Genomic DNA, 25,056 nt, shown 5'->3' with positions numbered 1-25,056 from the left:
GAAATGAATGAAAAGGAATGGCTGGGAGAGCATAACCAGCTGGGGACTGATATCTGGAAGAAAAAGTACTGCTTTGAAAATGAGAGCTTCGAGGAATGGATTACCCGTATCAGCGGCGGCAACCCGGAGATTGCAAGGCTGATAAAGGAGAAGAAATTCCTGTTTGGCGGAAGGATTCTGTCCAACCGGGGGCTGCAGAATCATGGGAGAAAAATCAGTCTTTCCAACTGCTATGTGATTACTCCGCCGGATGACAATATTGAAAGTATTTTTGACTGCGCTACGAAGCTTGCGCGTACCTACAGCTATGGCGGAGGCTGCGGCATTGATATTTCAGGCTTAAGCCCCAGAGGAGCTACGATCAATAATGCAGCGAAGGAGACCAGCGGAGCTGTGTCCTTTATGGAGCTGTATTCTCTGGTGACCAGTCTGATCGGCCAGAACGGAAGAAGAGGGGCGCTGATGATTTCCATCGACTGCTCCCATCCGGATGTGGAGGAGTTTGTAGATCTGAAGACGGATTTGAACAAGGTGACCAAGGCGAATATCTCTGTCCGTGTCAGCAACGAGTTTATGGAGGCTGTGAAGGAGAATAAGCCCTTTGTGCTGCATTATACACGGAAGGAGACGGGGCAGAAGATCGAGAAAAAGATTATGGCCCGGGATCTTTTCCATCACCTGGCTGAGACGAACTGGGATTATGCGGAGCCGGGAGCGCTGTTTTGGGACCGGATTCAGGAGTGGAGCCTGCTTTCAGGCACCAAGTCCTTTTCGTACGCCGGCGTCAATCCCTGTGCGGAGGAGCCGCTGCCGGCTGGAGGAAGCTGTCTTCTGGGCAGCATGAATCTGTCGGAATTTGTGCAGAATCCCTTTGAAGACAACGCATATTTTGATTTTGCCCTGTTTAAGGACTGCGTGAAAATCTGCGTGAAGGGGCTCAATGAGGTGCTGGAGGAGGGGCTTCCCCTGCATCCCTTGAAGGAGCAGCAGGAGAGCGTGGCAGACTGGCGCCAGATCGGCCTTGGCATCATGGGTCTGGCGGACATGCTGCTGAAGCTGGGGCTGACCTACGGAGAGGCGGAGGCTGTGGAGATCTGCGATAAGATTGGCTTTGCCATGGCAGACACAGCGATTGAGACCTCGGCTCTGCTGGCGAAGGAGGAGGGCGCGTTCCCGAAATGCAATGTGGAGGAGATCATGGCGACGCCGTATTTCCTGCACAATACTACAGAGCGTACCAGGGAGCTGGTGCAGAAATATGGACTTCGCAATTCACAGCTTCTGACGATTGCGCCGACGGGGACTCTGTCTACGATGCTTGGCATCTCCGGCGGCATCGAGCCGATTTATGCCAATTATTATGAGAGAAAGACGGAATCCCTGCACGGAAGCGATGTTTATTATAAAGTATACACTCCTATCGTAGAACAGTATATGAAGGAGCACAGGATTAAGGATGAAGGAAATCTGCCGGATTTCTTTGTGACGGCGATGACGCTGGATTACCGGCAGAGAATCGATATGCAGTCTGTATGGCAAGAGCACATCGATGCCTCCATCAGCTCAACTGTAAATGTGCCTAATTCCTTTACAGTGGAAGAGACGGAGCGGCTGTATCTCTACGCTTATGAGAGAGGTCTGAAGGGAATTACCATCTTCCGGGACGGCTGCAAGCGGGTCGGAATCCTGAGCACTGACAAGAAAAAGGGCGTGGCTGCAGGAGACGGCCTCGGACGCGGTGAGATCATCAAGGTCAATGATGATGTGGTCGGCAAGAAGAGAAAGCTGATCACAGGCTGCGGAAGCCTGCACTGCATTGCGCTGTTTGATCCGCATACCGGCGCACTTCTGGAGATTTACCTGAGCAAGGGCTCCACGGGAGGCTGCAATAACTTCATGATCGGCCTGTCCCGCATGATCTCCATCAGCGCCCGCGGCGGCATTGATATCTATACGATCATCGATCAGCTGAATTCCACAGGCTCCTGCCCGTCCTACACGGTGCGCAGAGCCACAAAGGGGGATACCAGTAAGGGCTCCTGCTGTCCGATGGCAGTGGGCAACGCTCTGCTTGATATGTATCTGGAGGTTCAGGAAGAGCTGAAGGAGCAGAAGATCAAAGAAGGCGGCGAGGCGAAGCCTGTGCCGAAGTCCAAAGCGGTGGCAGAGAAAAAGGCGAAGGTCGTATGCCCGGAATGCGGAGAGCCCTTAAGCTTTGAGGGTGGCTGCAATATCTGCAAAAACTGTGGCTGGAGCAAATGCTCCTGATGATTTTCCTGGCACATTCGAGTGAGAGCAGGCGGCCTGCTCTCACTCCAAAGCGGGGAAAATAGGGTAGACAGCAAAGGAGAGGCGGATGCGGACGGTTCTGAAAATTCTGGCGAAAGGCATAGGTTTCTGCGCAGTGATGCTTGTGCTGAGCATCCTTGTCTGCCTGGCAGCAGGGCTTGTGGAGTTCTCAGGGGAGGAAACGAAGGTGAGCGAGGTTCCGCAGGTATATGTGGTCGAGCCGCAGGAGCTGGAGCAAGACGGGGAAGGTGAGGAGAGTCCGGACTCTGTACAGGATGCAGAGGAGCAGGAAGCGACCCTTCTTTTTGCGGGCGACCTGTTTCTGACGGATCTGCTCCAGAGCAAGTATAACCAGCAGGGAATTTCGGCGGCGGCCTCGGACAGCCTTTTGTCAGTTCTGCGGGAAGCGGATATTTTCATGCTGAATGAGGAATTTCCGTTCGGCACCACTGGCGAGCCCATGGAGGAGAAGGAATATACCTTTCGTGTGGATCCGAGCTATAGTACTGTGCTCTCAGAGCTTGGCGTGGATATCGTGACGCTTGCCAATAACCATATGCTGGATTTTGGACGGGGTCCTTTGACAGAGACGCTGAACACGCTGGATCAGGCGGGTATCGCTCATGTGGGAGCGGGGGAAAACATCGACGAAGCAAAGGCGCTGAAGACCTTTGAAATGGATGGAAGGACGATAGGCTTTCTGGGAGCCAGCCGGGTGATTCCGGAGCATTCCTGGAACGCCTCTTCGGGAAGCTCGGGCCTCTTTACGACCTATGACGCGGCAGCGCTGGCAGAGCAGATTCAAAAGGCAGAAGAGAGCTGTGATTTTACCGTGGTCTATGTTCACTGGGGAATCGAAAAGAATACCCAGCCGGAGGAATATCAGAAGACTCTGGCCAGACAGTATATTGACGCCGGGGCGGACGCTGTGATTGGGGCTCATCCCCATGTGCTTCAGGGGATAGAATTTTATCAGGGGAAGCCGATTTTCTACAGCCTTGGGAATTTTATTTTCAGCAACGGCGCGTATGAGACGATGCTTGTGGAGCTGACGGTTGGCGGGACAGAGACGGAAATCCGTCTGATTCCCTGTGTCAGCGAGGCGAACCAGATGCGGCTTCTGGAGGAGAGCGCATGGCCGGCCTTTTATCAGAATCTGGAGAGCCTTTCTTTTGGAATTACTATTGGAGACGATGGAACCGTCAGCCAATAGCAGGATGGAAAACAGAAATTTTACCGGAACAGGAGGAAACCAATATGCTGGAAGCAGGAACAAAAGCGCCTGATTTTACACTGCCGGATCAGAACGGCGAAATGCACAGCCTTTCTGATTATGCAGGGAAAAGGGTGATTCTTTATTTTTATCCGAAGGACAATACGCCGGGCTGCACGAGGCAGGCCTGCGGCTTTTCAGAGCTTCGCCCGCAGTTTGAGGAGAAGGGGGCGGTAATTCTGGGGATCAGCAGGGATTCGGTAGCTTCCCATAAAAAATTTGAGGAAAAGCAGAAGCTTACCTTTACCTTGCTGTCCGATCCGGAGCTTCAGGCGATCCAGGCCTATGACGTCTGGAAGGAGAAGAAGAATTACGGCAGGGTATCAATGGGCGTAGTGCGCACCACCTATTTGATCGATGAAAATGGTATGATTGTGAAGGCCTTCGATAAAGTGAAGGCTGCAGAAAATCCGGCTCAGATGCTGGAGGAGCTCTCATGAGACTGATTATTTCACCTGCTAAAAAAATGAATGTGGACACAGATACGCTGGCTCCCGCCGGGGAGCCGGTGTTCCTGGAAAAAACGGAAGAGCTTCTTGCCCGCATGCGGGAGCTGTCCTATGAGGAGGCGAAGAAGCTCTGGGGATGCAATGAAAAGCTGGCCCGGCAAAATTTTGAGCGTTTTCAGTCCATGGATCTGCGCAGAGGCCTGACGCCGGCGATCCTTTCCTATGAGGGAATTCAATACCAGTACATGGCGCCGGCCGTCTTTGAGGACAGGATGCTTTCCTGGGTGCAGGAGCATCTTCGGATTCTGTCTGGCTTTTACGGAGTTTTAAGGCCCATGGATGGCGTGACGCCTTACCGGCTGGAAATGCAGGCACGGCTTTCCGTATGCGGGTGCAGAGATCTTTATGAGTTCTGGGGAGGCCGAATCTGTGAGGAGGCCTTAAGAGCCGGAAATTCGGATAAAATAATCTTAAATCTGGCCTCAAAGGAATATTCCCGCTGCGTGGAGCGGTATCTGAAGCCGGACGAGCAGTTTATCACCTGTATCTTCGGAGAATGGTCCGGTGGAAAAATCGTGCAGAAGGGAACGTACGCCAAGATGGCCAGAGGTGAGATGGTGCGCTTTCTGGCAGAGCGCCAGGCGGAGAGCCCGGAGGAGGCGAAGCGCTTTGACCGGCTGGGCTACACGTTTGACAGCGGGCATTCAGACGATGCAGTTTACGTGTTTATCAGAGCGGAAAAGGAACTGCAGGAGCAGCAGGTGCGATAGCGAAAAATAAGTAAAAAAATAATGAAAAAAGTACTTGCATTCTCAGAAATTCTATGATATAGTAATCAAGCTGGCAGTGAGCCAGCAGAAATGGTCGATTGGTCAAGCGGTTAAGACGCCGCCCTCTCACGGCGGAAACAGGGGTTCGATTCCCCTATCGACTGCTTTGGAATCCTTGAGCTTCAAGGGTTCCTTTTTTGTTATGCGGGAAAGCTTCAGGAAATGAAAGCCTTGAGAAGTGATTGATAAAAAGCCGGAGCCTTTGGACGTCCGGCAGAACAGGAGGCGGGGATGCTTCAGATAGCGGTTTGCGACGATGACAGCCGAATGGTTTCTATATATGAAAGAGCTGTCAGGGAAGGCCTGAAACAGTGCGGATGCACAGGAACGATCAAGCTCTATGAGGATGGAAGAAACCTTCTTTGTGATATTACAGACGATGGCTTTTATTTTGATCTGCTTCTGCTGGATATCGAGATGCCAGGGGTCACAGGGATGGAGCTGGCGGAACGGATCCGGCCCTTCCTTCCGGATGTAAAAATTATCTTTGTCACCTCCCATATAGAATATGCGATCGACGCCTTTGAGCTGTCGGTATTCCGTTATGTGCCAAAGACGGAGCTTGAGGCACGGCTTCCGGGAGCAGTGGAGGCGGCCTTAAGGCTGCTGGCGCTGGAGGACGGCAGGACCTATACGATTCAGACAAACAGCAGAATCGAAAAAATTCCCTATCGAAGGATTCTTTATATTGAGAGGGAAGGGAAGAATGCCCGGCTGGTTACGGCAGACGGGGAGGCAAAGGTGCGAAAAAGCCTCCAGCAGGTCTTGGAGGAGCTGGGAGCGGAAGAGTTTATCTTTACGGATCGGGGCTGTATCGTGAATTTGATACACATCCTGCAGGTGAAGGACGGCACAGTTGTTTTGAAGGACGGTACGGTGCTCCCGGTGAGCCGGTCCCATGTGCAGGAGGTCAAGGAAGAAATTAACAGGTATTGGGGTGAGCATATATGACAGATGGGTTCCTTCTCTTTTCGGATATGGCACTGTCGGGCCTGCGCGCCCTTTTTGGTTATTACCTGATCTGCTGTTTGACGGATGGACAGAGGAAGGACGGAAAGAAGGCTTCGGCGGCAGGCCTGGGGATTGCCGTATTTGCGGGGGCGGCTGTGCTTGCGGGAGTGTTTGGCCTTTGGAATGCTTCGGAATTTTATGGGACTGCAGGCGAGACGCTTCTGCTTGCGTTCTGTGCGGGAAAGCTGCGGAGGGCAGACGGTAGAATGAGTCTCTTTTTCAGTGTCTTCTATGAAATCGGGTTTGCGCTGTGGACCTTTCTCGCGGCGGCGGGAGCTGCCGTACTGCTGGATGCGCCCTCCTGCCTCGATGAGGAAAGCATTCAGGGACAGGCGGTTCTATGGGGATTCTATCTGCTTTTTTCTGTTCTGGCAGCAGCCTTCCTGAAATGGAAGGAGGAAGCAGAGAGGACAGAAAAGGCAGAGAAGGCAGGGAAGCAGGCTGTCCGTGCAGTGTCTTTTCTTGTAGTGATTGGATTTGTGGCGGTGATTTCCCTGTCGGAGCAGAGAAGAATTACGTTCCCGGAGGAGGAGCTGTCTCTGTGGATGATGATGTCTCTGCTTCTGCTTGTGGCAGTTCTGACCTTTGGCATGAGGCGTCAGTATGAGATGGAGCGGGAGCTTTTGCGGCTTCAGACGGAGCAGCGGGAGCTTTTGGAACGCGATTACCAGTCTCTGAACCGGTCTTATGGCCTCAATGCCAGACTGTTTCATGATTTTCATAACCATATGGGAGCGCTCCGGGATCTTCTCTCCCGCCAGAAATACGAAGAAGCCCTTGCGTATCTGGACGAGCTTCAGGGACCGGTCCGCGAAATCACAGAGAAGGCATGGACGGGCGATGAGGCGGTAGACTTTCTGATCAGCAGCAAGGCCGCGGAAGCAGGGGAACGACAGATTCGTTTTCAGGCTGAGGCGGAATTTCCAAGGCATACGAATCTGCGAAGCTCTGACTTAAGCGCGATTCTCGGCAACCTTTTGGATAACGCTCTGGAAGCGGCAGGGCAGGTAGCCAGTCCGGAGGACAGATTTGTCTCTCTTGTGATCCGGCGGATGAATCAGATGCTGGTGATCAAGGTGGAGAACAGCTTTGTCCGGGAGCCGAAACGGGATGGAAGGGAGATGAAGACCACAAAGACGGAGGAAGGGCTGCATGGCTGGGGCTTAAAAAGCGCCCAGGCTGCTGCGCAGAAGTATGACGGGATGGTGCGGACCTCCTGGGAAAACGGCGTATTCCGGGCAGTCGCAACACTGTCCTTTCGCGGTCAAAAGTCTGCAGATGGAGGACATTTTGGCAGGGGCTCCCTTTTCGAACTATAATGCTCTTATCAGATAAGCAAATAGTTCGAAGGAGGAATCAGGATGCGGCGGCATATGTATGTGAGAGGAGCGCTTGGAGTTATGTTAATGGCAGTGGGAATCATCAGCCTGAATCCCCTGTTTCTTATCTTGAGCGGAGTTTTTCTCTATTCCGCGTACAGTATCTGGAGGAAGGAAGAAGACGAAAATAACGGAAAGGGGCCGAAGGCATGACAGGTACGCTGCTGAATATAAGAAATCTGTCTGCCTGGTACCAGAAGGAGCATCCGGTCCTGACGGAGCTTTCTATGGAGCTGGAAGAGCATGAGATCACAGGGCTGATCGGACTGAATGGAGCAGGAAAGACGACGCTTTTGAAGATCCTGTCAGGGCTTCATGGGGAGTTCTGCCAGGAGAAGGCACTGTTTCGGGGACACTCTGTGAATTTCCGGGACGATGGCTTCAAACGCAGCCGCTATACGGTGTTCGCGGAGGATCATTCCTTTGGATATTTTACATTTTGGGAGTACCTGTCCTATGTGTCTGCGGCTTACCGGAAAAGGCTGAAGGATGCGGAGGTCCGGGCGCTGGTGGAGGGCTTTCATTTCGAAGCATATGCAGATGTGCTGCTTGGGGAGCTTTCCACTGGGAACCAGAAAAAAGCGTTTCTGATTACAGCCTTTGCGCTGGGGCCGGAGCTGCTTTTGATGGATGAGCCCGCGAACGGCCTGGACTTTCAGAGCACAGAATTTCTTTACCAGCAGATCGCCGGATATGGAAAACGGGGAGCTGTGCTCTTTACCTCTCATATCCTGGAGAGCATTACGCTGACAGCGGACCGGGTACTGGTATTGGAAGGAGGGCAGATCCGGAGAGAGTTTGGAAAAGAGGAGATGGATGCGTCCAGGATTCGCAAGGCTCTCGGCGGAGGGGCTGTAAGCCGGGAAGAGACAGGCGGCTCCTTTTACCAGGCTTGGGAGGAGGCATGAATATGTACTGCGCTTTTGCAAAGAAGCTTTTTGGTGTAAAAAAGGAAGGGCTGGTGCGCCCGCTGCTGGTCTGCGCGGTGGTTTTTTATGGCCTGTGTACTGCAGAAATCCGCGTGAAGATTCATCCGTTTGTCTTTTTCCTGACAATTTGGACGTTTACGGCAGGGATGATGTGGCAGGCGCTGCATGCTGAGAGCACAGAGGAAAAGATGCAGAATCTGTTTATGCTTCCCTTTGGCAGGACAGAAATGGTGTTTTCCTATCTGGGAGCTCTGGGCATCTATATCCTGGTGACAAGGACCTTTCTGCTTTTGTCGGTGCTTATAGCTGTGATGGATAGCGCCAGTCTTTTGTGCGGGATTCTCTGTGCGGTTCATGCTGAGCTGACGGCGGCCTGCGTCTATGCTGACGGAAGGCATGGCATCTGGAAAGGGCTGTTGGGAGCTGCGCCTCTTCTGGTATTTTATGTTGGGGGACACAAAGGAAGCCTTGTACTGCTTTGGCTGGCGGAGATCGCGGCAGAGCTGCTGATCCTGCGGAAAGCGGATGCTTATGTGTTCTGCCGCCGGAAAAGCGGGGGCGCCAAAAGACTGCTGCGCGGAGGAAAGCGGCATTCGGTTTGGCGCTATTTCCTGCGGTATCTCTGGCTTCACAAAAATTATCTGGTGAATACGGCAGGGATGTGCGCTGCGGCGTGCTTTCTTCCTGCAGTGCTTGGCGGGATGGAGGCGCAGCTTGGAATGCCGCTGGGCTTTGCCGTCCTGTCATTGAATACGCCTTTGTGCATACTGCTTTCCTGCGATCCCTCTATGGAGAGAGCTGTGCGTTTTCTCCCCGGGCAGGGAAAAGCCTTCTGTATTCCATATGCAGGCTTTCTTTTTTGCTTTTATATGCTGGCAGACGCAGTTTTTTTGTGCAGCTGGCAGATTCGGCTGGGAGGTGTTACGGCAGGAATGATTTTTACTGCAGCCTGTTTTGCGCTTTTCAGCGCCATATTGTCCGTAGTGCTGGAATGGTATTTCCCGATTCGGGGCTGGAAGACGGAGAGCGATCTGTGGCATCATCCAAGAAAATATGTGGTGCCGGGGATTATGGCTCTGGCGGCGGCAGCGGTCTGGGGCTGGCTGCAGCCCGCCTTTTAGTTCCTGCGGCTGTAGCCTTGGAACCTGGCAGAGCGTAATTTTTAAGAAAATATTCTCTTTTTCTAAAGGAACCGTTTTGAGTCAGAGGAGTATAATGGAGACAGAAAAAGCAGGAAAGGCAGGGACGAATATGAAAAGGAAATTTGCGGTTATTTTATTTACTGCGGCCAGCATTGCCGCTTTTGCTGCCTGCACGGCGGAGAATGGCAGCCAGATGGAGACAGGCCAGGAGGAAAGCAGCCAGTCAGAGGCGTCAGCGGAACAGAGCGCCCAGTCACAGGAGCAGCCCGCGGAACAGAGCGGCCAGGAGCAGGACGCGCAGACGGAGACGCCGGACTATGAATATCCGGCAGAGGATGCCGGCACTGTGCTGCAGGAGAGCAGGCTGGGATATTCCATGACATGGGATCCGACGGTATTTACCCTGGATGATACGGGCGAATCAGATATTTATACGTACAACACTTCTGAAAGTCTTGATGGTCCGATTTATATAGCCGTTCAGGCGTATCCGGATATGGACGCGGCGGCTCTGGCTGACGGACTGGTCCTGCAGTCGGGCGAGGACGGTGTGACGGCAGAGGATACGTATTTTGGCGCGGATGGTCTGGAGACGAAATGTGTCTATATCGAGAAGGAGACAGATGGTGTCACACAGGCTCAGGTATTTTATGCGGTTCCTGACGGAGACGGCTCTCTCCTGGTGGAAATCTCCGGCTATGTGGGAATGCCGGACAAGGCGCAGGCGAAGCTCGAGGAGATGCTGGGGACGTTTGCCCTGAACTAGCTGAATCATAATGGAAGTTTTCCTTTCCTGCTCCGGGGCTTGACAAATAATTTTACACCCGATATAATGGACCCAGATTTGCAGAAATCTTATATTCAAAGGCTTTGACGGGAACAAGTAGAGCTTTGGGAGAGCCGTACAGAAAGCAGCCGGCAGATGAGAGGCGCACGGAGTACCTGAGTTTGAATACATCTCTGAGCTGCGCACCGAACGCGGAGAACATAGACGGCAAGTAGGCTGCGACGTAAGAGACGAACGTTACAGCGTCAGGGTATTCGGCGATCCGGATACCGACAGAGGCAGCTGTCGTGAGGCAGCTGTGAAGTAAGGTGGTAACACGGGAGCATGTACACTCTCGTCCTTTCAGTGAAAGGGCGGGAGTTTTTTTGCGGATAAATTCTCAGGCTCATCGCCCTGTACAAAGACAGAAAAAAGCCAAAGGAGAGAAAAGGAAAATGAAAATCTATGACGAACTGACAGCCCGCGGCCTGATTGCACAGGTGACGGACGAAAAGGAAATCCGGGAGCTGATCGACAACGGAAAGGCGACCTTCTACATCGGCTTTGATCCGACCGCAGATTCCCTTCACGTAGGCCATTTCATGGCCTTGTGCCTGATGAAGCGCCTGCAGGAGGCGGGAAACCGGCCCATCGCCCTGCTGGGAGGCGGAACCGGAATGGTGGGAGACCCGTCCGGACGTTCCGATATGCGCCAGATGATGACAGTGGAGACGATTCAGCATAACTGCGACTGCTTTAAGAAGCAGATGAGCCGTTTTATCGATTTTTCAGAAGGGAAGGCGCTGATGGTGAATAACGCCGACTGGCTGCTGGATCTGAATTATGTGGATTTCCTCCGCGAGATTGGTCCTCATTTCTCTGTAAACCGGATGCTGACTGCAGAGTGCTACAAGCAGAGAATGGAAAAGGGCTTAAGCTTCCTGGAGTTTAACTATATGCTGATGCAGAGCTATGATTTCTATGAGCTGTTCCAGAGATATGGCTGCAATATGCAGTTTGGCGGTGACGATCAGTGGAGCAACATGCTGGGCGGTACCGAGCTGATCCGCCGGAAGCTGGGCAAGGATGCTTACGCGATGACCATTACCCTGCTTTTGAATTCTGAGGGCAAGAAGATGGGCAAGACCCAGTCCGGCGCAGTCTGGCTGGATCCGGACAAGACCTCGCCCTTTGATTTCTATCAGTACTGGAGAAACATTGCAGATGCAGATGTACTGAAGTGTCTGCGGATGCTGACCTTCCTGCCTCTTGAGCAGATTGACGAGATGGATCGATGGGAGGGAAGCCAGCTGAACCGCGCCAAGGAGATCCTGGCATATGAGCTGACTGCTCTCGTACACGGCGAGGATGAGGCAAAGAAGGCAGAAGGAGCAGCCAAGGCGCTCTTTGTAAGCGGAGGAAAGACGGATGATATGCCGACTACTGTCATCGCGAAGGCAGATATGGAGGCCGGAAAGGATATCCTGTCGCTCCTGGTGGAGACAAAGCTTGCTCCGACCCGTTCTGAGGCGAGACGCCTCGTGCAGCAGGGCGGAGTGTCGGTCAATGACGAGAAGGTTACGGATGTGTACAAGACCTTTACGGTGAGCGATATGGATGAGGACGAGGCGCTGATTATCCGGAAGGGCAAGAAGGTGTACCATAAGGTAAAATGCGGAGAATAAGGACTCTTTTCTAAATATTAATGGAAAAAGAGGAGGAAAAGGAGGGGATCCCTGCCAGGCCATGCGTGCGGACTGGCAGGGATCCTCTCCTTTTGATTATTATGATTTTATTCCCGGAGACGGCAGCCGGAGCGGCCGCGGAGCCTTCGGAGGGTTCTTTGGTATGGATGGATTTCAGGATGCTCTTCTATAAGCTCGAGAGATCCTTCGCCAAGCATACTGTCTATCCGGGCATGCAGCAAGCCGTCCGGGATGGCGAGCCGGTATTCGGTAAGAATTTTCCCGATGAGCCTTGACTCTAGAAAGGTCTCTTCTTTTTCTATTTCACGCAGCAGAAAGGTGTCATAGAAGCTTTCCGGCACGCTGACCAGGCGCCCGTTCAGGATGGCGCGCAAAGGGGCGTTTTCTTCGCGCAGACGGTTCCAGTGCGCTGCGCAGAACAGGATAAGAGCTTTGTCTGCCTGCCTTTGAAAGCAAAGATAGCGGTGCCATTTTTCAGGGCTGATTTCTCCCCAGGACATCAACGAAAGGACAGCGCCGTCATCCTGGATCTCCCAGTCCGGCAGCTTTACCAGAGACAAGCTGTCCGGGCAGGCCTCTGAACGGGCAAACTGCTCCATAAGCCAGTACAGTCCGCACAATTCCTCCGGACTGTGGCTGTACCAGATGCGTAAGGACTCTCCTGATTGAACCCGTCTCAGAACGTCATTCAGATTTTCTGAGGCGTGCTGAAGCATTTCGCTCAGGCAGTCCTCTTCCCCGGGAATACAGGAAAATGGGTACAAGAGCTCCAGAGCCCTTCTGCGCTGTACGCCGGGGTGCTTTTCTGAGATATCTCCAATGCTTAAGCCCAGCTCAAAGGAAAAGACGTCTGCAGCCGTTCCGCCCAGCGGCACAGCCCTTTCCCAAGCGGCCTTTTCCTTTTCTTCAAATTCGTGCCTGGCCTGCTCCAGCTCTTTCTTAGAAGCCTTGCGGCCGTCGGAGCGCAGAAGCGCAAATGCGGAGTGCGGACGGTATTCTCCCTTTCCAAAATGCTGTGCGGCCTTCAGGCAGCCGCCGGCGCTTTCGCTGAAAACAATTTCGATCATGTTTTTATCCCCTTTTTGAACGTCAGAACATGTACAGCGGCATAAAAAACCAGGAAATACAGCTCTTTTTAGTCCCGCGCAGCGCTGCATGCGGAAATTATAAAATAACTGTACAGGAAAGTCTTCGGACAGTCAAGAAGGTTTGCTATGAAACAGGCTGTGTGATATACTTTTCCTATATTATTCTTTATTGCAGAAGGAGAAAACTATGGCACAGGAAGGACGTCTGCAGCGCGTGCGCGCTTACCTTGAAAGCAAGGGATGGGAGTATGAATATCATGAGGAGGACGGCTGCGGAAGCGTTGATTTTTCTTACCGCGGCGTACCTTATCATATCTGGGAATTTGACGAGGGAGGAACGAGAGGCGTGGAGACAAATCTGCAGCATGGAGGGCGGCAGGAGGAAGTGCTGGGAGATTATGAGGCGTCACTGATTGAGATGCTGGAGAGCTGGAAGTAGAGGAGCAGGCCTTTGGCAGGGGGACAAAATGGACTACAAGATGGATTTAAAGCCGCCGGTGGAGGTGCGGTACAGAGAAGAGCTGGAGGCTCTGGAAGCCTTGGATACGGAGCGGAGGCCTTTGAACTGGAAGCTTTCGCCGAAAGCCGTGCGTACATTTATTCTGGGGAGCCGGGAGCCCCTGGAGTGGAACGGGCGGAGGATTACAATTCGGAAGAAATATTTTGGAAACGACGCGCTGGTGGAGCGCTGCATTATCACACTGGCAGGAAGCCGCGGCCTGATGCTGGTGGGAGAGCCTGGAACTGCGAAGACCATGCTTTCAGAGCTTCTCTCGGCAGCCATCAGCGGTACAAGCATGAATACGATTCAGGGTACGGCGGGCACGACCGAGGATATGATCAAATACAGCTGGAACTACGCGCTGCTGCTGGCCAAAGGGCCGGTCAGGGAAGCGCTTGTCCCTTCGCCTCTCTATGTAGGCATGGAACAGGGAATTCTGACCCGTTTTGAGGAGATCACGAGAACGCCGGCGGAGATTCAGGACAGCCTGATCAGCGTCTTAAGCGATAAGGTTTTAAACGTGCCGGAGCTGGGGGAGGAGGGCCTGCTCTTTGCCAGAGCCGGCTTTAACGTGATCGGCACAGCCAACACAAGGGACAAGGGTGTCAACGAGATGAGCAGCGCTCTGAAGCGGCGCTTTAACTTCGAGACGGTGATGCCGGTCCGGGATGTGACGATGGAAAAGCAGATTATTTTGAATGAGGTGCAGGAGCTGGCCCGGGAAAACCAGATTGAGATGGAGCCGGACGAGGATGTGGCTGAGATTCTCGCCTCCACCTACCATGAGCTGCGGGAGGGCGTCTCATCCATGGGACACCGGATCGACCGGCCGTCAGCGGTGATGAGTACGGCAGAGGCAGTGTCCGTCTATTATCAGACCATGCTGACAGCCTATTACTATGGGGATTCCCGAATGGACATGGGCTGCCTGGTGCAGAACCTGGTAGGAGCGGTGCAGAAGGAAAATGGAGAGGATCTGGAGAAGCTTCGCGGGTATTTTCAGACTGTGATCCGCGATAAGGGAGGAAAAGAGGGCGGCTTATGGAGCAGCTACTACGAGGCCAGAAAATATCTGAGATAGAGGAAGCCGGCGCGGGAGAGGCTGAGGCGGAAGTGTCTGAGATTGAGAAGGCGGTCTGTCCGGGAACAGAATATGACCTGTCGGGTCCGGTTCTGTATTTTCCGATTCGGCACCACAGCCCTGTCTGCTCTTATCATCTTCAAAAAGCAGCTGAGGCGTACAGGCCAGACTGTATTCTGATTGAAGGGCCGGGGAATGCAGAGCCTCTGATTCCGATCCTGGTCCATGAGGATACGAAGCCGCCTCTGGCCCTGTATTATGCGTACCAGGATAAGGAGGGGCTGATAAGCCCGGACAGGGAGGATTATAAATGCTACTATCCGTTTCTGGACTGCTCCCCGGAGCTGACGGCGCTGAAAGAAGCGGACAGGAGGGGAATCCATGTGGAATTTATGGATCTTCCCTATGTGGAGATCCTGGCCGGGACTATGGAGAACAGGGGAATCCGGAAGGAAGGAGAGAAGCAGAATTACAGCGACGACTATCTCTTAAGCAGAAGCCGGTATTTTGCGCAGCTCTGTGAAAAGACAGGGGTACGGGAGTTTGAAGAATTCTGGGAGAAATACTTTGAGATTCAGGGGCTTTTCCAGGAAACCCCGGAATTTGTCCATCAGATGCTTCTCTACTGCGGGCTGTCCCGGCTGTATACGTCCGGGGAGGAGCTGGAAGAGGACGGCTGTGCGCTGCGGGAGCGGTATATGGCGGAGCAGATAGCCAGGGCCTCGGAGACGTATCAGAGGATTCTTGTAGTGACCGGCGGCTTTCACACCTATGGGCTTGGGAAGCTTCTGGAGAAGAAAAAGGGGGCAGCCGGGCTGTGCTTTGTGGGAGAGCCGGTCCGGCTTCACCGGATCGATCCGAAGCTTCAGTCCGTCTACCCGATGGCCTACTCCATGGAGGCCGCCGATGCGCTGAACGGCTATGCCAGCGGCATGCAGTCTCCGGGCTTTTATCATCAGGTCTGGAAACGTCTGGAAGCAGGCCTTGGGGCAAAGGAGGCCTGGGAGGATACAATTCTTCATTTTCTGGCTTTGACTGGAAAGAAAGCGCGGGGAAGGGAGGAGAGCGTGTCGGCGTACGACGAGATCTGCGCTTTTTCCATGGCCCAGGGTCTGGCGGCGCTCCGGGGAAAGAGGTGTCCGGGGCTGTACGAGCTTCGGGACAGTGCGCTGTCCTCCTTTGTAAAGGGGGAGTACAGCATTTCCACAGACGGAGCCTTAAGGATTCTTGCGGAGCTTACGACGGGGACGCAGACGGGCGCGCTCTGTGCAGACGCCATGCGGCCGCCCCTGCTGGCTGATTTTGAAAAGCAGTGTGTTCTTTTCGGGCTGAAGCTTCACTCTACGGTGGAACAGGAGTCTGTGCTCGAGATCTTTGCGAAGGAGAAGCACCTCCGGCTGAGCCGGTTTTTCTACCAGACAGAGTTTTTAAGCTGTGGCTTTGCCAGAAGGAAAAAGGGTTCGGATCTGGTAAACCGCAGGGACAGGAGCAGGATGAGGGAAATCTGGTCCTACCGGTGGTCTGCCCGGGTGACGGCAGCGCTGATCGACGCGTCGGTATCCGGCGCGTCGGTGGAGGAGGCGGCGCGCACGCTGCTTCACAAAAGGTTTTCTGCGGCTTCTGGCTGCCGGGAGGCGGCGAAGCTTCTTGTGGAAAGCTTTCTGATGGGCCTCCTGGATGAGCAGGACCAAATGGGAGCCCGGCTTTCCCAGATTGTTTCGGAGGACGGGGATTTCTTTTCCTTAAGCGGAGGCTTTTCCCAGCTTGTGATGCTTGCGGAGCTTCAGGATTTGTACCAGGCTCGGGGAAAGCTGAACCTGGAGGATATGATAGGGAGCTGTTTCCAGAAAATCATCCAGCTTCTGCCGTTTATGGGACAGACAAAGGAGGAGCGGCAGCAGGAATGCATGGAGAGCTTAAGGACGCTGTACCAGGTTTCCGGGAAGCCGGCCTATGCAGAGCTTCAGCCGGTGTTTCTTGCGGCGCTGGAGCGCATGCTGGAGCGCCGCCCTGTAAATCCTGCGATCGAGGGAGCGGCGCTGGGGCTTCTGTATGGCTTTGATGGGAGCTTTGGCGTCCAGATCAGCGCTGCAGCCCGGGGATATATGCAGGGTACGAAAGAAGTACGGGCGGCAAGCGCAGCGTTTTTGCAGGGACTGTTTTTTACAGCGAGGGATTTCGCGCTGGTGAGCAGAGAGTTCCTGCAGCTGATTGACGGACTTCTGGCAAGCCTGTCTGCGGAGGAATTTATGAGCCTTCTTCCGGAGCTGCGGCTGGCCTTCGGATATTTTACGCCGCTGGAAACGGATCGGATCGCGGGACAGGCTGCCGGGCTTCACGGAAAGACAGGCAGGGAGATCCTCCGGGGGAGGAGTGTAAGTCTGGAGGCTTATGCCTGCGGAGAAGCTTTGGACAGCTATGCTGCCAGGCGGATGGAGCGAAGCCCGATCTGACCGGGATCAGGAGAAAGGAACTGATAGCCTATGAGAGACACGGAGGTTTTAAACCGCTGGAGGCTGATATTGGGAAAGAACGCCGGAGGGCAGCTGTCTTTTGGGGATGGGGCTGCGCTGGAGAACGGGATTTCCTGCTTTGATTTGGAGGAAGCGCTGGACTTTCTTTATTCCAGAGAGGCCGGCGGGGATGTGCGGCGGGAAGGAGGCACAGAGGCCAGCTGCCTCACGGCGGCAGCATGGATCACAAAAATCCGGAAGCTGTTTCCAAAAGAGACTGTGGAAATACTGGAGCGCCATGCCCTGGAACGCTATCAGCTGAAAGAGCTGCTTGCCGATAAGGAGATTCTGGAAAGGCTGGAGCCCAATCAGGAGCTTTTAAAGACGATCCTTCAGCTTAAGCATTTGATGAAGGGAGAGGTGCTGGAGACGGCCCGGCGGATAGTCCGGAAGGTGGCGGAGGAGATCGCCGAAAGGCTGACGAAGGACATCCGGCGTTCTCTGCTTGGAAGCCTGGATCGAAACAGGCCAAGCCCTGTAAAATCTATCCGGAATCTGGATGTGAAAAAAACGATTCGGAGGAATCTGCAGCACTATGATACAGAACAGAGGCGGCTCCAGCTGGAGCTGGTCTATTTCAGCAGCCGTACACAGAAGTACAGCCAGTGGCGTGTCGTGATCGCAGTGGACGAAAGCGGTTCCATGCTGGATTCTGTGATACACAGTGCGGTCATGGCCGGGATTTTTGCAAAGCTTCCGATGCTGGATACGAGGCTTGTGATTTTTGATACGCAGGTAGTGGATTTGAGCGCGCAGCTTGACGATCCTGTGGAGACGCTTATGAGCATCCAGCTTGGCGGAGGGACGTTTATTGCAGGAGCCCTGCGGTACTGCGAAACGCTGATTGAGGATCCGTACCGGACGATGGTCGTTCTTGTCTCGGACCTCTGCGAGGGAGGAGGTCTGACCGGGCTTTTGTCTGTAAGCCGGGGCATTATCGAGAGCGGGGCAAGGCTCATCTGCCTGACGTCCCTCGATATGGAGGCAAATCCGGTCTACGACCGGAGGACAGCAGAGGCTCTCGCAGAGCTTGGCGCCTTCGTGGGGGCCATGACGCCGGAGGCTCTGGGTGATTTTATGGGAAACGTGATGCGGTAGAGCAGCACTCTTTTAGGGAGGCGAAAGGAACATGGAAGAGCTGAAAAAGCTGCTGCTGCAGACAGACGAGGAATATCTGATCGGTCTGTCCAATAAAGGAACGGTAAAACGGGCTTACAAGGATCTGGAACAGGAGACCCCGTCTGTCACCTGGGACGGAGAGGAGGCGGAGGCGGCCTGGAAGGAGGCTGTCTGCCGGATTCGTGCGCCGTTTGGCGACAGTACCTGTAGCTGCCCCTCCCGCAGCGTCTGCCGCCATCGGATCGCTGCGATTCTTTATCTGAAGCGGGCAGCCGAGGATGAGAACAGGAAATCCGCAGAAGCTGTGGGCAGGAAGAAAAATCCGGACGGGAAGGAAAAGCCGGACAGGGGCGGGGCGACCGGAGAAAACGTGGATGGGCAGCCGGAACAGCAGCAGGCTCAGAACGGGCCGGAGCACGGCGGGAGGCTGGAGCCTGCATTTGAGCAGGAGCTCTTTAAAGTTCCTTTGAGAAAGCTTAAACAGGCCTGCAGGACGAGAGGGTACCGGGAATTTTTGGCCCATGCAGAAGCGGGAGAGCTTCCAGAGATAGAGGAAGGGACTTCGGGAAGGCTTCTCACCGTCCGCTTTCCCTGGAATCAGAGGACTGTGAAGCTGTTAAGTCCGCTGGAGCATTCCACCTGTACCTGCCACAGCCGGGAGCTGTGCGTCCATAAGGCCCAGGCTGTTCTGGCGTTTCAGCTTTGGAAGGGAGCTGTCAGCCTGGAACAGCTGAAATCTGAGAATGAAGGGGAGGAGGTATGGAACCGGGAGGAGCTTTTGGAGGCTGCCCGTTCTATCCGGGACGGGATACGCCTGATGCTTCTGACCGGACTTTCCCGCCTGTCGCCGGAGGCGTCGGAGAGCATGGAGCGCCTGGCTGTCATCAGCCATGGCGCGAGGCTGGCGGATTTTGAGGCAGAATTCCGGAGCGCACAGACGGAGATCCAGCAGTATTTTCAACGATCGGCGGCCTTCCGCACGGAAGGCCTGCTTGACCGGCTTCTGCGATTATACAGGAGGGCTTTGAAGCTGGAGCATACGGAGAAAGCAGAAGAGCTGCGGGCTCTGGCGGGAAACTTCCGGGACGCTTATCAGCCGGCAGGCCGCCTGCACCTGACGGCGATCGGTGCAGAGAGCTTTCAGAGTAAGACAGGCTATGCGGGAGAAAGGTACTATTTTCTGGAGACGGAGCAGAGGCGGTGGTATACCTGGACGGATGCACGTCCTGTCTTTTATGAGGGGGTCCGCCGCCGTCCGGCCGGGAATTATGAGCGGGAGCAGGCGCCCTGGGGACTGGGCTGCAGCCGCGCCGGAATGATGGAACTGGAATTCTACCTGAACCAGGCCAGGGCTGCGGAGGACGGACGGCTTTCGGTAAGCAAGGAGACGACGGGAGAGGCGGCCGGGCAGAGAAATCTTGCCCGGGGAGAAATCCGGGATATGGTGGTCTGGGACTACCGGAGACTGCCTGCCGCGCTGGAGGCAAAGCTTTTGCCGGAAGCAGGCGGGAACCTCCCAGGACAAGAGCTGGCGGTGCGTGAGTCTCTGGTCCTGGCTGGAGCTGTCCGCTGCGGAGAAGGACATTTTGATACGGTACAGCAGCGGTTTTCTATGGAAATTTTTGACCTGGAGGGAAGAAAAATTTCTGTGTCTGTGAGGTATTCAGAGCAGGAAAAGCTGACGATCCGCGTTCTGGAGCGCCTGAGTGCCAGGCTGGCAGCGCGGAAGCAAAAGGAAGCTCCGCTGGTATTCTTTGGGGCCCTGTATCTGGAAGGAGGCAGGCTCTGCCTGTATCCGATAGAATATTTTGAATGGGAAAAATTCCTGCCTTTGCAGGAGAATTCCAGGCAGACAAAGGAAAAGTGTACTGACACAGGAGCAGTCAGGAAAAACGGGACAGAGACAGCTGTAGGACAGAGCTCCTCTGGAAACGGGAAAGCCCTGCCTTTGGAGACGGCAGAGGAGCTGGAACAGCAGCTTCTGGAAATGCGGCAGGCGCTGGCGGATTTATTTCAGAGCGGTTTGTATTCGGTACAGGAGGAAAGCCTGTCCGAGCTTTTAAGGCTTGAGAGAGAAGGGGAAGAGCTGGGGCTCCATGGAGGAAGCGAAAAGCTGTGCGCGCTTCGGAAGGCATTGGAAGAAAAACGCCATCAGATGCGCTTTGATCCGGAGTCGGCGCTTGAAGCCTGGGGCTGGCTGATGGAATATACGAAAATCTGTCTGGAGAAGCTCTCTCTTGACCAGACGCTGCTTCGCATGGAAGCGGAAAAGTAAAAACGAAGAAAACAGCAGACAGGGAAAAGAAAGAGAAAAAGCGCAAGCTGGTACAGAGAGGGGGGACGGCGGTGAAAAGAGGCCTTTGGATTCTGGTGATGCTCTTGGGGAGTAGTTTATATGGATGTTCGGCAGGAAGAGAGACGGAAAATGCGGCAGAAGCTTCCGGGCTTCCGCGGTTCGAGGCTGATATGGAGACAGTGGAGAGGCTTCCGGTTCCGGACGGGCTGCCGGAGGAGCTCTGTCCCTATGAAGCGTGGACCAGAGAGACAGAATGGGCCCTGCTTTCGGACCTGGAGACCAGGGCTGGTGAAGAGGAAGAGGCCGGGGAGGCGGCTGCTTTCGGAAACGGTCCAAAGCCTGGAATCTATGCAAATCGTGAGGATCAGAGCGGTCTCTATATCCTGTGGAAGGAGGAATGGCTCCGGACAGAGTGGGAAGAGGCAAGAGGTATGGAAGCCGGGCTGAAGACAGCAGCCTGGGATTTTGATCAGGATGGAGAGGAAGAGCTGGCTGTAGTTCTCTGTCCGCCCGGAGGCGCCCACTGGGCCAGGGAGGAGCTGCACATTCTGGGGCAGGCCAGGGAAGGGGAGTGGCAGGACGCAGCCTTTCCGCTGCAGGCCTATGAGGACTGGATTTTGGAAAACACCCGGATTCTGCCGGAGGGGAGACTTACTTTTCTGGATGCATCCCTTGAACTGGAGGCGCCGGAGCAGGACAGTGCGGCAGCCGGAGAGTATGAGCTGGCGGATACAATTTCTTTGATTACCGTAGAGCTGGAGGGGAATGAGATCATGACGGAGGCGATTCTCGATCCGGAGGATATCGCATCCGGAAAATCACTGGCTGTGGTGAGGACAGCGCTGTACTGGGATGGAACTGGTTTTCAGATCCTGGACTATGAATTGAACGCATGGGAATCAGGCAGTGAAATACAGTAATGAAATATAGTAATGAAATACAGCAATAGAATGCAGGGAGGGAACGGCATGAATCTGAATGAGGAAAGAAGCTACCAGAAGCTTTTGGACGTTTTGGAGGCGCTGGAGCTGACGGAGACGAACCGGAAGCTGGCGGAGGAGTATTTTGCTTTGGGGACGGGAGAACGGGCGGAGCTTTTGAAAAAGGCGGAGCTTCAGGATTTTTCCGGGCTGTCCAGGGAAAAAAGGAAAAAGAGCTTAGATTATGTGGAGCACCTGGTAAAAAGGAAGAGGACGGAGGAGCTGGGCCGGTATGTCCGTTTCGCGGCTGCTGCGGGAGGCTCTTCGGCGAATTACATTCTGAATGAATTCAGCTGGAGCCTGAGAAATATCCGGGAGTATCTGGCTCCGGAACAGGAGGCTGCCATTCAGGCGGAGGGAATCGCCTGGAATCAATACGCCCTTTCCTGGGCGAATATCAAGCAGCTCTGCAGACTGGCGGAGAAGGACTTGAAGGTTATCTGCCGTGCCATGGAGCTTTGCAGCAGCAGGTATGATAATGTCAGGGTACTTCTGGCGGCGGTTTATCTGCATGTGAAGAGGGCCGGAAAGGAAAGCGGCAGTCCGGCACAGGGCATAAAGGACTTCTTTGGAAAGAGTATGTTTGAGACAAGCGGCAGCCTGGAAAACAGGAAGGCAGCGGAGCTTTTGGAGTCGAACCTGGAAGACAGCCTTCCGGGGGTATTCGCTGCTCCAGGATTGAATGAGGAGGAAAAGAAAAGCCTGCAGGCCTATGTCAGGCGTGGAAGGCCTTATGGGGAATTCCCGCCGGAGCTTCGGGAAATTCTGAAGGGAAAGCAGGCAGAGCAGTATCTGCTTACCCTGCTTTCAAGCTGTGCCTTTCTCGCCTGGAAGCATTCTGGCTGCTGTCTGACCTTTCTGCAGATTATGGCCGCTCTGAACTCAAAATGGACGCTGGAGGCCTGTAAAAGAGCGGCAGAGCCCTCCTGGTTTGAGGCCCAGCTGCCTAAGCTGGAGCAGACGCTTCCCCTGAAGCTGGATGAATTTGCTCACTGGTATCTGAAAAACAGAGTGGACGGCGGCCTGAGGCGCATGGCGAAGCAGTATCCGGAATGTATCCGGACTGAGATAGAAAAGGGCTCTGTGAGCACGGAGGATTATCAGTATCTGCTGGAGCAGGTCAGAATAGGCAGCTCTTCCTTATATCAGCAGCTGGGCGCGTGCATTCAGGATAAATATCGGAATAAGCTGGTGGAGGAGCTGACAGATGGCATGACTGTGGGAAAGACGGAAACAAAACGCTATCTGCTGGGAGAGGCTTCTCTGGATGAGCTCTGGCCTTTTGTAGATTTCTGGCGGGGCGATACCTGTTATTATTACGACAGATACCTGAAGGCGGATATGATGGAAAGAGACGAGGGACAGCTGTACCGGAGGGTGGTCGTCCTGCAGGCGCTGGAAATGCGGGGCGGTTTTTTCGTGTATCATTATTTGCCGCATACCAGTGGAGGCAAAGCGGTGGACATTTCGGTCTTTGAGGATGCAGTGGAGAAGCTGGTAAAGCTCCTGCTGGAGGAGGGCCTGACGGTTCAGTACCTGGCAGACGCTATAGAAGGAATTTATTCCAGCTGTTATTCGGAGAAGGATAAAAGCCAGCTCCTGGACGCGGCGGTTAAGGCTCTGGCCCGGAGATTTTCATCCCGCCGGGAGGAATTCTACACAGCGCTGAAAACCAGTGCTTCAGTAGGGCGGGATATCTGCTACCGGGTGCTCGATGAGGAATGGCAGCAGGAAAAGGACAGGATTTTGTCCGGAGCCATGGACGGCTCCAAGCAGGTAAGGGAAACGCTGATTCTCATCTGCGCGGAGCATCGGGAATGGGAGCCGGAGATCAGGGCTTTTCTGGCTTCCAGAAAGGCGCAGGAACGGGAGCTTGCGATCCGTGTGATGCGTTCCTGGGGCGCGGAGCAGTACCGGGAAGAGCTTCAGAAGGCTCTGGAGACGGAAAAAAGCAAGAAGCTAAAGGAGCTGCTTCAGAATACTCTCGGCGCTTCCGTGCCTGATGAGGCACAGGCGTCCGCAGCGGGACAGCCTCAAACGGCGCAGGAGCTGGCTGCGGGAATTTTGAAGGGCGGCAGAAAGAGGAAAACTGCCTGGGCCTGTGAGACGCCCTTCAGCGACGTGCACAGGAAGGACGGAAGCCTGGCTGCGGAGGACTATCTGCAGGCGCTTCTTACCGCCTATGCGGACATGACTGTGCCAGGCGTCAATACGGAAGCAAATAGGCTGGCTGCAGAGCTGGAGGAAAAGGAGCTGGGCCGGTATATGGCAGAGCTTTTTGATAAATGGATGGAGGCGGGAGCGGAAGCAAAGAAAAAATGGGTGCTCTATGCAGCGGCTATCCACGGAGGGGCGGAGATCGTTCCCGTGTTCTGGCGCCAGATTCAGGAATGGCCCCAGCATGCCCGGGGAGCGCTTGCCGCAGAGGCAGTAAAGGCTCTGGCGTTGAATGGAAGCTCAGAAGCCCTTCTTCTGGTTGATCAGATTTCAAGAAAATTCAAGTTCCGCCAGGTAAAAGCGGCCGCAGCTGCGGCGCTGGATGCTGCAGCCGGAGCGCTGGGAATCAGCCGGGCAGAGCTCGAGGATCGGATTGTGCCTACGCTTGGCTTTGGAGAGAGGCAGGAGCGTACCTTTGATTATGGCGCGCGGAGCTTTCACGTTTACCTGACACCTGCTCTGGAGCTGGAAATTTTCGACGGTGAGGGAAAAAGGCTGAAGAACATGCCTGCGCCGGGAAAACGGGACGATGAGAAAAAAGCGGCGGACGCTTATGCAGAATTTAAGGCATTGAAGAAGCAGCTGAAAACCGTGGCGGCGAATCAGAAGCTTCGGCTGGAGCAGGCTCTGACAGCGGAACGTCTCTGGAGCTTGGAGCAGTGGAGGACGCTGTTTGTGAAAAATCCCGTGATGCATCAGTTTGCTATCGGGCTGGTTTGGGGAATTTATGAGGAAGGAGCGCTGAAAGCGACCTTCCGGTATATGGAGGACGGCAGCTTTAATACCATGGATGAGGAGGAATTCGAGCTCCCGGAGGCAGGAATGGCCGGCCTGGTACACCCGATTGAGCTTTCAGAGGAAGAGCTGGCCGCATGGAAGGAGCAGCTTTCCGATTATGAGGTGACACAGCCCATAGAACAGCTGGAACGCCCGGTGTACAGGCTGACAGAGGATGAGAAGGAGAAAACAGAGCTGACCCGTTTTGGCGGAAAGCTGCTGAACGGGCTCTCCCTGTCCGGCAGGCTTCAGGGAATGGGCTGGTACCGGGGCTCCGTCCAGGATGGAGGAGTCTATACCACATTTTACCGGGAGGATGAAAGAATTGGTGTGGAGCTGGAATTTTCCGGAAGCTACGTGGGGGATGAAAACGATGAGGTTACAGTCTACGGCGCGCATTTCTACAAGGCAGGCACTGTGAAGCGCGGAAGCTATGTGTATGATACCATCAAGAAGGAGAATGAATACAAGCTTGGCCAGGTAAGTCCCAGATATTTCAGTGAAGTGGTGCTTCAGCTTACGCGGGCCACGGCTTCCAGCCAGGAGCAGCTTGCGTATCCGGAGTGCAGAAGCTGATGGTTGTTTTATCCGGGGCGCTTAGCGTTTATGACAGCCTGCCTGCAAAGGGCTATGTAATCCTTGATGGAGCCTTGATAGACAGCAGAGATGCAAAAAGCCGCGCATTGACAAACAACGGGATACAACCTAT

At 54.3% G+C, this 25,056-nt stretch carries 19 protein-coding genes and 1 tRNA gene; 19 read left to right on the top strand and 1 reads right to left on the bottom strand.

All coding sequences use genetic code 11. The annotated features are described in order from the left end of the window. Nucleotides 1-3 precede the first annotated feature (3 nt). The 12 genes from B5E77_RS12090 to tyrS all read left to right on the top strand — a co-directional run bounded on the left by B5E77_RS12090 (nt 4) and on the right by tyrS (nt 11,753). The gene (locus tag B5E77_RS12090; RefSeq protein WP_087165623.1) at nt 4-2,268 is read left to right on the top strand and encodes an adenosylcobalamin-dependent ribonucleoside-diphosphate reductase; all 2,265 of its coding nucleotides are present in this window, start codon (nt 4-6) and stop codon (nt 2,266-2,268) included. 88 nt (nt 2,269-2,356) lie between these two features. Then, nucleotides 2,357-3,502 (top strand): CapA family protein, encoded by a 1,146-nt coding sequence (locus B5E77_RS12085; RefSeq protein WP_087165622.1) that lies wholly within the window; start codon nt 2,357-2,359, stop codon nt 3,500-3,502. A gap of 44 nt (nt 3,503-3,546) precedes the next feature. Further along, nucleotides 3,547-4,002, top strand: coding sequence for a thioredoxin-dependent thiol peroxidase (bcp, locus tag B5E77_RS12080; RefSeq protein WP_087165621.1), 456 nt, complete (start codon nt 3,547-3,549; stop codon nt 4,000-4,002). Further along, nucleotides 3,999-4,781, top strand: coding sequence for a peroxide stress protein YaaA (yaaA, locus tag B5E77_RS12075; RefSeq protein WP_087165620.1), 783 nt, complete (start codon nt 3,999-4,001; stop codon nt 4,779-4,781). Before bcp ends, yaaA begins: the two co-directional genes overlap by 4 nt. A gap of 92 nt (nt 4,782-4,873) precedes the next feature. Further along, nucleotides 4,874-4,945 (top strand) — tRNA-Glu (locus B5E77_RS12070). Between the two features lie 127 nt (nt 4,946-5,072). Further along, nucleotides 5,073-5,792, top strand: a complete 720-nt coding sequence (locus B5E77_RS12065; RefSeq protein WP_087165619.1) for a LytR/AlgR family response regulator transcription factor — start codon at nt 5,073-5,075, stop codon at nt 5,790-5,792. Continuing rightward, nucleotides 5,789-7,171, top strand: coding sequence for a sensor histidine kinase (locus B5E77_RS12060; protein ID WP_087165618.1), 1,383 nt, complete (start codon nt 5,789-5,791; stop codon nt 7,169-7,171). Before B5E77_RS12065 ends, B5E77_RS12060 begins: the two co-directional genes overlap by 4 nt. A 42-nt stretch (nt 7,172-7,213) precedes the next feature. Next, nucleotides 7,214-7,384, top strand: coding sequence for a hypothetical protein (locus tag B5E77_RS17105; RefSeq protein WP_204248051.1), 171 nt, complete (start codon nt 7,214-7,216; stop codon nt 7,382-7,384). Continuing rightward, the gene (locus B5E77_RS12055) at nt 7,381-8,139 is read left to right on the top strand and encodes an ATP-binding cassette domain-containing protein (RefSeq protein ID WP_087165617.1); all 759 of its coding nucleotides are present in this window, start codon (nt 7,381-7,383) and stop codon (nt 8,137-8,139) included. Before B5E77_RS17105 ends, B5E77_RS12055 begins: the two co-directional genes overlap by 4 nt. Before the next feature lie 2 nt (nt 8,140-8,141). Next, nucleotides 8,142-9,281 carry a hypothetical protein gene (locus tag B5E77_RS12050; RefSeq protein ID WP_087165616.1) on the top strand — a complete coding sequence of 380 codons (1,140 nt, stop codon included), beginning with the start codon at nt 8,142-8,144 and terminating at the stop codon, nt 9,279-9,281. A gap of 94 nt (nt 9,282-9,375) precedes the next feature. Next, nucleotides 9,376-10,068, top strand: coding sequence for a hypothetical protein (locus B5E77_RS12045; protein ID WP_087165615.1), 693 nt, complete (start codon nt 9,376-9,378; stop codon nt 10,066-10,068). Nucleotides 10,069-10,523: 455 nt separating this feature from the next. Next, nucleotides 10,524-11,753 (top strand): tyrosine--tRNA ligase, encoded by a 1,230-nt coding sequence (gene tyrS, locus B5E77_RS12040; RefSeq protein WP_087165614.1) that lies wholly within the window; start codon nt 10,524-10,526, stop codon nt 11,751-11,753. A 107-nt stretch (nt 11,754-11,860) separates the two neighbouring features. Here the strand turns inward: tyrS and B5E77_RS12035 are convergent, their stop codons facing one another. Beyond that, the gene (locus B5E77_RS12035; protein ID WP_162609693.1) at nt 11,861-12,841 is read right to left on the bottom strand and encodes a DUF3658 domain-containing protein; all 981 of its coding nucleotides are present in this window, start codon (nt 12,839-12,841) and stop codon (nt 11,861-11,863) included. A gap of 208 nt (nt 12,842-13,049) precedes the next feature. On the opposite strand from B5E77_RS12035, the gene B5E77_RS12030 reads away from it, so the two are divergent. The 7 genes from B5E77_RS12030 (at nt 13,050) to B5E77_RS12000 (ending at nt 24,923) form a co-directional block, all read left to right on the top strand. Beyond that, on the top strand, nt 13,050-13,301 hold the full coding sequence (locus B5E77_RS12030) for a kinase (RefSeq protein ID WP_087165612.1): 252 nt from the start codon (nt 13,050-13,052) through the stop codon (nt 13,299-13,301). 28 nt (nt 13,302-13,329) lie between these two features. Beyond that, the gene (locus B5E77_RS12025; RefSeq protein ID WP_087165611.1) at nt 13,330-14,445 is read left to right on the top strand and encodes an ATP-binding protein; all 1,116 of its coding nucleotides are present in this window, start codon (nt 13,330-13,332) and stop codon (nt 14,443-14,445) included. Continuing rightward, the gene (locus B5E77_RS12020; protein ID WP_087165610.1) at nt 14,406-16,898 is read left to right on the top strand and encodes a DUF5682 family protein; all 2,493 of its coding nucleotides are present in this window, start codon (nt 14,406-14,408) and stop codon (nt 16,896-16,898) included. Before B5E77_RS12025 ends, B5E77_RS12020 begins: the two co-directional genes overlap by 40 nt. A 30-nt stretch (nt 16,899-16,928) precedes the next feature. Then, nucleotides 16,929-18,056, top strand: coding sequence for a VWA domain-containing protein (locus B5E77_RS12015; RefSeq protein ID WP_087165609.1), 1,128 nt, complete (start codon nt 16,929-16,931; stop codon nt 18,054-18,056). Nucleotides 18,057-18,087: 31 nt separating this feature from the next. After that, complete coding sequence (locus tag B5E77_RS12010) at nt 18,088-20,352, top strand: SWIM zinc finger family protein (RefSeq protein WP_087165608.1); 2,265 nt, start codon at nt 18,088-18,090, stop codon at nt 20,350-20,352. 71 nt (nt 20,353-20,423) lie between these two features. Continuing rightward, complete coding sequence (locus tag B5E77_RS12005) at nt 20,424-21,293, top strand: hypothetical protein (protein WP_087165607.1); 870 nt, start codon at nt 20,424-20,426, stop codon at nt 21,291-21,293. A gap of 48 nt (nt 21,294-21,341) precedes the next feature. Then, entirely contained in the window at nt 21,342-24,923 is a 3,582-nt protein-coding gene (locus tag B5E77_RS12000; protein ID WP_162609692.1) for a DUF4132 domain-containing protein, read from the top strand. Nucleotides 24,924-25,056: the final 133 nt, after the last annotated feature.

Origin of the sequence: Lachnoclostridium sp. An131 (assembly GCF_002160825.1) — a bacterium.
In the GTDB taxonomy this organism is placed as follows: Bacteria; Bacillota; Clostridia; order Lachnospirales; family Lachnospiraceae; genus Laedolimicola.
The sequence above is the reverse complement of the archived record's forward strand: the minus strand, read 5'-3'. Positions and strand labels throughout refer to the sequence as shown.